This window comes from Siphonobacter sp. BAB-5385, assembly GCF_002261125.1.
Classification (GTDB): Bacteria; Bacteroidota; Bacteroidia; order Cytophagales; family Spirosomataceae; genus Siphonobacter.
Window position 1 is genome coordinate 1 of the sequence record NZ_NMPS01000141.1, and the last position, 2,326, is coordinate 2,326.

The 2,326-nt window shown below is 50.8% G+C and carries 2 protein-coding genes; both read left to right on the forward strand.

Translation table 11 applies throughout. The features are described 5' to 3' along the window. The coding region (locus BWI93_RS13470; RefSeq protein ID WP_141217455.1) for a GAF domain-containing protein at positions 1–1,766 on the forward strand (1,766 nt) is incomplete at its 5' end. Then, on the forward strand, positions 1,697–2,326 hold a 630-nt coding region (locus BWI93_RS13475), incomplete at its 3' end, for a PAS domain S-box protein (protein ID WP_255157856.1). The genes BWI93_RS13470 and BWI93_RS13475, both read left to right, overlap by 70 nt.

Here is a 2,326-nt window from a genome sequence, read left to right on the forward strand (position 1 = left end):
GCCTGCTCACGCTCAATCCCGGCGTGAAAGAAGCCGGCATCTTTGATACGTTCAAACAGGTATGCGAAACGGGCGTCCCGGATCAATCCGAGCGGCACTACGTCCATGAACAGTTTGATGGCTGGTTTGATCAATCCACGGTAAAGCTGGGTGACGGCGTAGCGACAACGACCATCGATATAACGGCTCGTAAGCAAGCAAAAGCCGAGTTAGCGTCTACGAAAGAATTGTTGCAGGCGGTTCTGGATAGTACGCCCTACATCATTCAGGCTTTTGAGGCAATAAGAGATGGTAGCGGAAGCATCATTGATTTTATCTGGATTATGAATAATGAGCGGGGCATCAGGCAGAATGGTGAAGTCATGGGCCAAAGCCTGCTTCAGCAAAACCCCGGCGTAATAGAAACCGGCTTGTTTGAAGAGTTTGTTCAGGTTACCCAAACGGGCATTCCCATCGAGCACGAGCAGTATTATTCCCATGAACAGTTTCAGGATCAGTGGTTTCATCAAACTCTGGTGAAAATGGGGGATGGCTTTGTGATGACTACTGAAGATATCACGGAGAAGAAACAAGCCGAAGCGGAAAACCATCGGCTAAAAGATGAAATCGCCCAGCGAGTAACGGATAAATACCAGATACTATTTAACTCCATTGATGAGGGTTTCAGCTTGCTTGAATTGATTTTTGACGAGCAGGGAAAGGTGGTTGATTACTGGCATCGGGAAGACAATCTAGCCTTTACCCGAATGACCGGCATTCACGATCCGGTGGGCAAACGAATGAGTGAGCTGGTGCCTAATCTGGAACCCGGATGGCATCAAATGCTGGAAGAGGTTTATTACACGGGTCAATCGATCCGTACCGAATATCCCGTGCATCAACTGGGTCAGTGGTACACCTGTTATCTCTCCCGGGTAGGCGAAGAAGGCAGTCCCTACATTGCCTGCGTGTACGATGACATCACCGAACGAAAAAATATGGAAAAGCGGCAGGCATTTCTGCTTTCCTTTAGTGATGCGTTGCGGGATTGGCCAAATAAGCAGATGATCCAGCATCAAACCGTTCAAATGATTGCTGAGCACCTGGAACTGGATCGCTGCTGGATTAGCGAGGTCTTTTTAGAGCAAGGTATTTCTACCGTTGGTCCCGAGCATATTGACCCGAGTCTTTTGCCCATGTCAGGGGTCTTTCAGTTGTCGGATTATCCGGAAACGATGCGGCAGTTGTCAACACAGCCCATGCGTATTGAAGACGTTGCTAAGGATGTACGGTTCTCCGATTCCGAGAAAAAGCTACTGGCTGGGTTACAACTGGGGGCTCTGTTAGTCACGCCGCTACGAAAAGGCCCCAGCCAGGTTATCTGGGCACTCTGTGCGGCCATGACTACTCCTCGTCAGTGGACTGATAATGAGCGGGTACTACTGGAAGACGTCGCTGATCGGACCTGGGCAGCCCTAGTAAAAGTCGAAGCCGAACAAGCTTTGCAGCAATCAGAAAAACGGTTGCGGTTAGCGATTGAAGCCACCGATCTGGCTACCTGGGAGTGGAACCTGCCCACCAATGAGGTGTACTGGAACGAGCAGCACTTCCGACTCTTTGGCCTGGAACCAGAAACCAACCCGGTACGCCCTGAACTTTTTTTGAACATGTCCATCCCGATGACCGGGAGCGAGTTCATCACTTACTCGAGCAGTCCCTGGCGGGAGAAGCTAACTTTGACACGGAGTTTTGTGCCTTGCGGGCAGATGGCTCCAAACGCTGGATGAGTGGGTATGGCCGGGTCATGCAACGAGTGGATAATGAACCACTCCTCATGAGCGGAGTCATGTTTGATATTACGGCACGAAGGCAAGCGGAGAAAGAATTGTTCCGAATCAAAGAACGTCAAAAAGCGATTCTGGAAAGTGCAAGGGATTACGCCATCTTAACCCTTGATTTAAACTCCAGAGTTCAGGACTGGAATGCCGGAGCTGAAGCGGTGTTCGGATACGCTGAACGAGAGATTGTAGGAGAGTCGGGAGATCTCTTTTTCGTGCCGGAAGATCGGGCAGCTGGAGTTCCCGAACGGGAACGAGTAACGGCCCTTCAGCAGGGCTGGGCCGAAAATGAACGCTGGCATGTTCGCAAGGACGGCTCCCGTTTCTATGGCTCAGGCATTACGAGCCCCTTACTGAATGAGGGGGGCAAGGTCATTGGTCTTGTGAAAGTCATGCGTGATTTGACCAGTCAGAAACAGGCCGAAGATGCCCTGAAAGAAGCCGACCGGCGAAAGAACGAATTTCTGGCCATGCTGGCTCATGAACTGCGGAATCCCATGGCTACGCTT